The following is a 6,038-nucleotide window of genomic DNA, read 5'->3' as shown; positions in this document are numbered from 1 at the left end:
TTTCTTTTATAAAAATTAAACGAAAAAACTATGCCAGCTTTTCATATGGCTGTTTTTGGCTCAATGATTACAGTCAATTCCTTTGATTTAATCGATGTAAGAAGCCTGCCTCTTTTCCTTATAAGAAAATAGTTTTTCCACATCGTGCATACTATTTTTGCGGCATGGCAGAACAAATACTGATCCTCGATTTTGGCTCCCAATACACGCAGCTAATTGCAAGAAGAGTAAGAGAGCTTAATGTTTATTGCGAAATTCACCCCTATAACAACCCTCCCGCACTTACAGACGACATAAAAGGCGTTATTTTATCAGGAAGCCCGTGTTCTGTAAAGCAAGAAGATGCGCCAGATTTAGACCTTGATGCTTATAGACAAAAGGTTCCGGTGATAGGGGTGTGCTATGGTGCTCAGATGATGGCTAATAAAAATGGCGGAGAGGTATTGCCATCGAAGGTTAGAGAGTACGGTCGGGCTAAGTTATCGTCTGTAGATCAGCACAATGAGCTGATGAAAGAAATTTCTATAGACTCTCAGGTTTGGATGTCACATGGGGATACAATTACACAGTTGCCTGAAAATTTCGACATTATTGCCAGTACGCCTTCAGTTAATGTAGCAGCCTACAAAATAAAAGACGAGCAGACTTACGGCATACAATTTCACCCTGAAGTAACACACAGTCTGGAAGGAAAAATCGTACTAAGAAATTTTGTGGTTCACATCTGTAAATGTGCACAGGATTGGACTCCGGATATTTTTGTAGAGGCGACAATTGATTCTTTAAAAGAACAACTTGGCGATGATAAAGTGGTTTTAGGTTTGTCAGGAGGTGTTGATTCTTCTGTGGCTGCCACGCTTATTCACCAGGCAATCGGTAAGAATTTACATTGTATTTTCGTTGACAATGGTTTGTTAAGAAAGAATGAGTTTGAAGATGTACTCGACTCTTACAAACACATGGGGCTCAATGTAAAAGGTGTAGATGCTAAGGATAGATTTTACAAAGCTTTAGAAGGCCTCACTGATCCTGAAGACAAAAGAAAAGCGATTGGTAAAGTATTTATTGAGGTTTTTGATGATGAAGCCCATAAAATAAAAGATGTAAAATGGTTGGGTCAGGGTACGATCTACCCCGATGTAATCGAGTCTGTATCGGTTCAGGGGCCATCTGCCACTATAAAATCTCACCACAATGTGGGTGGTCTGCCAGATTTTATGAAATTGAAAGTAGTAGAGCCACTAAACACGCTATTTAAAGATGAAGTAAGGCTTGTTGGTAAAACCTTACAGATCGATCAGGCTATTTTAGGTCGTCATCCTTTTCCAGGCCCAGGTCTCGGTATTAGAATTTTAGGAGACATCACACCAGAAAAGGTATCAATTTTGCAGGAAGTCGATCACATATGGATAAACGGTCTCAAGGAAAATGGGCTGTATGATGAAGTATGGCAGGCGGGAGCAATACTTTTACCGATTCAATCTGTTGGTGTAATGGGAGACGAACGAACCTACGAGCAAGTGGTAAGTCTAAGGGCCGTAACCAGTGTAGATGGTATGACAGCTGACTGGTGCCATTTGCCATACGATTTTCTGGCTGACGTATCCAACAAAATAATAAATACAGTAAAAGGTGTAAACCGCGTTGTTTACGATATCAGTTCTAAACCTCCTGCAACCATAGAGTGGGAATAAATCTTTAAGATGAAGCGTATAAAATACATAGCAATTGTCTGGCTTTTATTTGTAGGAAGTGCTGTAATAGCACAAACCACCCCTGAAGAGTATGCAAAGCAATACACGGGTGCACACCTATTATTTTCTCAAGGTAAATATAGTTTGGCTATGGAGGCATTTAAGCCTCTCATCAAGTCAGACGAAAACAATCCATTTGCTAATTACTCTTCTTTCTATTATGCGCTTTCAGCCTATAGACAGGGATATGTACCCATGGCAAAGGATATGTTACTACAGGTTAAGCAGCTTTATCCTAAATGGTCAAAAATAGATGAGGTAAACCTCTGGTTGGCACAAATATATTTTGAGCAGGAGGAGTTTAACAGTGCGCTTAACATTCTAAAAAGCGTAAAAAATAAAAGAAGTAGAGATTTCATTGTCGATCTTAAGCGGTACCATATCACCGGGATAGAAAATCTTAATACCCTCAAGAGTCTTCATAAAAATAATAGTGAAGACGAAGTGGTTGCCAGAGTCTTAGCTAAGAGAATAGCTGCTTTGCCTCTTGCAGATAGAGATCAGGAATTATTAGAAAGGCTAATTGAAGATTTTGACCTTGACCCTGAGATATTAAATGTTTCGCTGGTTACTAAAACAGTATTTAAGGACAGCTACAAAGTAGCAGTGATTTTACCTTTTGTGGTGGATAAGTTAGAGCCGGTCGACAAACCAAAGGTAAACCAATTTGTACTGGATATTTATGAAGGTATTCGCCTGGCAGTAGATAGTCTCAAAGATAGCGGAATTGATATTCAACTATTTGCCTATGATACTAAGCGAGATAGTGTAGCTACAAGCAAAATACTGGCTAAAGAAGAAATGAAAGGCATGGACCTTATTATAGGGCCATTATATGCCAAACCTATTGAGCTGGTTACTCAGTTTGCATATACTAATCAAATCAATGTGATCAATCCATTGTTTTCAAATACGGATATAATAGGTAAAAACCCATATTCATTCTTATTCAAACCTGGCAGTGAGCAGGTAGGGGTGGAAGCGGCAAAATATGTAGCCAAAAATGCCAGAAATAAAGTGGGGATCATCTTTTATGAAGACTCAAAGTCTGATTCGACCATGGCTTACTCATATAAGCAGCGAATTGAAAAAGACAGCTTTAATATAATTATGACTCAGAAAATCAGAAAGGATGAATCGAGAGCCATTCTTGATTTATTGTTGATTTCTGACGAGAAAATAAAAGAGGCCTCTACAGAAGAAGCGAGATCTAACTATACCATCGGTATTGACAGCATAGGACATATTTTTGTGGCCTCTGATAATGATTTAATATCTACCAAAGTAATTAGTGCTGTAGAAACAAGAGGTGATTCTATCACCGTAATTGGTTCTGCAGAGTGGATGGAGCTGCCTGTGATTAATTACGAAACTTACGGTAGGCTTAAAACTGTATTGTATGCCCCAGCATACATGCCAAAAGATACATTAGGGTTTAAAAATTTCAGAAACAGATACCTTAAAAAACATAAAAAATCGCCAAACAAGTACGTAGCAAGCGGGTTTGAATTAATGATGCTAATGGGGAAGAGCCTTGATAAGCATGGTAAGTATTTTCAGATTGGCTGGGGCGAGGAAGGCTTTATGCCCGGTTTCATTAGCTATGGTTATAACTTCAATCAATCAAACAGCAACCAACTGGTGCCAATACTCAGGTTTGATGATGAAGAAATGGAAGTGATTTTAAATCAAGAAGAACGTGATGGAGATATCGAGAAGTAAAGCATTATTCAAGGAAGCACAAAACTACATTCCGGGAGGAGTCAACTCACCTGTAAGAGCCTTTAAAGCAGTTGGTGGAGATCCACTCTTCATTTCAAGTGCAAAAGGCGCTTATATCTACGATGAAGATGGCAATAAGTACGTAGACCTTATTAACTCATGGGGCCCTATGATATTAGGCCATGCTCACCCTGAAATAGAAGCAGCTGTAGTTGAAGCAGCTAAATCATCACTTTCATTTGGTGCGCCATCTAATAGAGAAATTACAATTGCCGAGCTGATTACTACAATGGTACCTTCTATTGAGAAAGTACGCATGGTAAACTCTGGCACTGAGGCTACTATGTCGGCCATAAGACTTGCACGTGGTTATACAAATCGCGACAAGGTTATAAAATTCGAAGGTTGTTATCACGGTCATGGCGACTCTTTTTTGATTGCTGCCGGTAGTGGCGCAATGACAATGGGTATACCCAATAGCCCGGGCGTAACCAAAGGTACAGCTGAAGACACACTCACTGCACCATTTAACAATTTGGATGCTGTTCGGAAATTGGTGAACAATAATCCTGATAGTATTGCAGCAATCATCATTGAGCCTGTTGCAGGTAATATGGGTTGTATTGAATCAGAAAAGTCATTTCTAGAAGGTCTTAGGTCAATTTGTGATATGCACGGTATTGTCCTCATATTTGATGAGGTAATGACCGGGTTTAGATTGGCCAAAGCAGGTGCGCAAGCGCTATATGGAATAAAACCAGACATTACTACTTTAGGAAAAATTATTGGTGGTGGTATGCCTGTTGGTGCTTATGGGGGTAAAAAAGAAATTATGGACTTTGTTTCCCCTCAAGGTCCTGTTTACCAGGCGGGTACATTGTCTGGTAATCCTGTGGCTATGGCAGCAGGGCAAGCTATGCTAAGTACATTGAATGATAATCCTCAGATCTATACCGACCTGGAATCGAATACCAAAACAATAGTTGATGGTATGCAGGATATACTCAATGACCTTAATCTGGATTATACTATGAACCATGTTGGGTCAATGTACAGCCTGTTCTTTACCAACCAGCAAGTGATTGACTTCGAAACAGCGAAAAGTTGTGACACAGCTCTTTTTGGTAAATACTTCAGGGGCTTATTAGAAGAAGGGGTTTATATTGCTCCATCTCAATTCGAAACCTTGTTTGTTTCTACCGAAATTAAAGGTGATGTAATCGATCACATCCTTTCTGCCAATAGGAAAGTATTAAAAGATATTCATTAGTCTAGCGCAAGGTATTTATGCGTTTAGGCTTTAATACTCTAGAATAGTAATAGAGAAATCGCTAGCTCCATCATGAAGAAGATCATAATGGCGAACATATAGATACCTCCGACTATATTGAATTTAATGAGAGTTTTAAACCAGTGTTGTTTATATACTTTCAGGAAAGAAATAAATGCATAGGTTGATACCAAAATAAAACCTATTGTAAGCATTGGTTCTGAGATGTCATCATTTTTGAGCAAGTAGGTAGTGGTGATAATCAATACTCCGTATATCAGATACGCGAAGCAATGTAGGTGAAGGGCATGTATGAGGTGTTTGATGTATAGCTCATTTCTTCTTACGTATAGGAGTTTTAAAACCAAAGCAAAGATTGGTATGAGTATAAACATCATTAGTGGTAGGTTTTTTACTACATAACCTACTACTTGTTTATTATCAGCGCGGTTGACTCTAATCATTTGATAAGCTATCATCTCATCAAAATAGCTTAACTCACCCAACTTTAGAGAGTCGTACACCTGCTTGTCAGTAAGGTCGGTGTCAGAGAGGTCAGAGATTTTGTCAAAATCTATTCTATTTAAAATGCTTTGATCACTTTTATTCTTCCTTTTCTCTTCTTCCTTCTTTTTCTCCTCTTCCGACACCTCTGCCAGCTTAAAGACATCAGCAATAGAGTCACCAAGGTGTAATCTTAGCTCTCGTTGTGTTTTTGGGCGTAAGTCGCTCAAATAGCTTGTTAAACTATCAAGAGAGTTGTTTACTTCTAATTTTTCCTGCAATAACTTCCGCTCTTTTCCGGACAAAGGCTTTTGTAGGTCTTTTTTAAGACCTTCGTCCATAAGAGGAAGTACATCGATCAATTTTGTTGACTTCGAATTAGAGATAATGCCTTTTTTAGTTTCGTCACCATCAAATTCTTTCATTACTTCATTGGTAGCGATCGTAACAGTAAAAAAATAGAATAAGCTTATGATCAGATATAACCTGATAGGGTGCGCATAGCTTTCTCTTTTACCCTCTACGTAGCGGTTGGTCAGGTAGCCCGGTTTAATAAAAAAAGGAAGAACTGTACGGCCAAACTTTGAGTCAACAGCAAAGTAAGTACTAAAAAAATCGCCTAGAAGCGCTCCGAAAGAAACGTTATCATCGTGATTACCCTGGCCACAGTTGGGGCAATAATTATAAATCTTATCGAGGGTTCTTCCGCAGTTGAGACAGCTGTTGGTCTTTCTACTGATTCGCATTCATTCTATTTTAAGCGGTGAAATTAATATTAATTATTAAAA

General features: G+C 38.8%; 4 protein-coding genes. 3 read left to right on the top strand and 1 reads right to left on the bottom strand.

Annotation, left to right across the window (positions count from 1 at the left end; genetic code table 11):
• Positions 1-164: 164 nt before the first annotated feature.
• The 3 genes from guaA to hemL are packed head-to-tail and all read left to right on the top strand — an operon-like array spanning position 165 to position 4,746.
• Positions 165-1,694, top strand: coding sequence for a glutamine-hydrolyzing GMP synthase (guaA, locus tag E1176_RS07805; protein WP_155210053.1), 1,530 nt, complete (start codon positions 165-167; stop codon positions 1,692-1,694).
• A gap of 9 nt (positions 1,695-1,703) precedes the next feature.
• A complete protein-coding gene (locus tag E1176_RS07800; protein WP_155210052.1) occupies positions 1,704-3,476 on the top strand; it encodes a hypothetical protein in 1,773 nt (590 codons plus the stop codon).
• Positions 3,457-4,746: a glutamate-1-semialdehyde 2,1-aminomutase gene (hemL, locus tag E1176_RS07795; RefSeq protein WP_155210051.1), complete on the top strand. Its 1,290-nt coding sequence runs from the start codon at positions 3,457-3,459 to the stop codon at positions 4,744-4,746. The genes E1176_RS07800 and hemL overlap by 20 nt, the downstream gene beginning before the upstream one ends.
• 38 nt (positions 4,747-4,784) lie before the next feature.
• Here hemL and E1176_RS07790 read toward each other — a convergent pair whose 3' ends face one another.
• Positions 4,785-5,996 (bottom strand): DUF3667 domain-containing protein, encoded by a 1,212-nt coding sequence (locus E1176_RS07790; protein ID WP_155210050.1) that lies wholly within the window; start codon positions 5,994-5,996, stop codon positions 4,785-4,787.
• Between the last annotated feature and the right edge of the window lie 42 nt (positions 5,997-6,038).

It is taken from the genome of Fulvivirga aurantia, from assembly GCF_009711475.1.
Taxonomy (GTDB): domain Bacteria; phylum Bacteroidota; class Bacteroidia; order Cytophagales; family Cyclobacteriaceae; genus Fulvivirga; species Fulvivirga aurantia.
The sequence above is the reverse complement of the archived record's forward strand: the minus strand, read 5'-3'. Positions and strand labels throughout refer to the sequence as shown.

Coding starts and splice junctions, on each gene's coding strand:
- E1176_RS07800 (WP_155210052.1), top strand. CDS start 1,704: ATGAAGCGTATAAAATACATAGCAATTGTCTGGCTTTTATTTGTAGGA.
- E1176_RS07790 (WP_155210050.1), bottom strand. CDS start 5,996: ATGCGAATCAGTAGAAAGACCAACAGCTGTCTCAACTGCGGAAGAACC.
- hemL (WP_155210051.1), top strand. CDS start 3,457: ATGGAGATATCGAGAAGTAAAGCATTATTCAAGGAAGCACAAAACTAC.
- guaA (WP_155210053.1), top strand. CDS start 165: ATGGCAGAACAAATACTGATCCTCGATTTTGGCTCCCAATACACGCAG.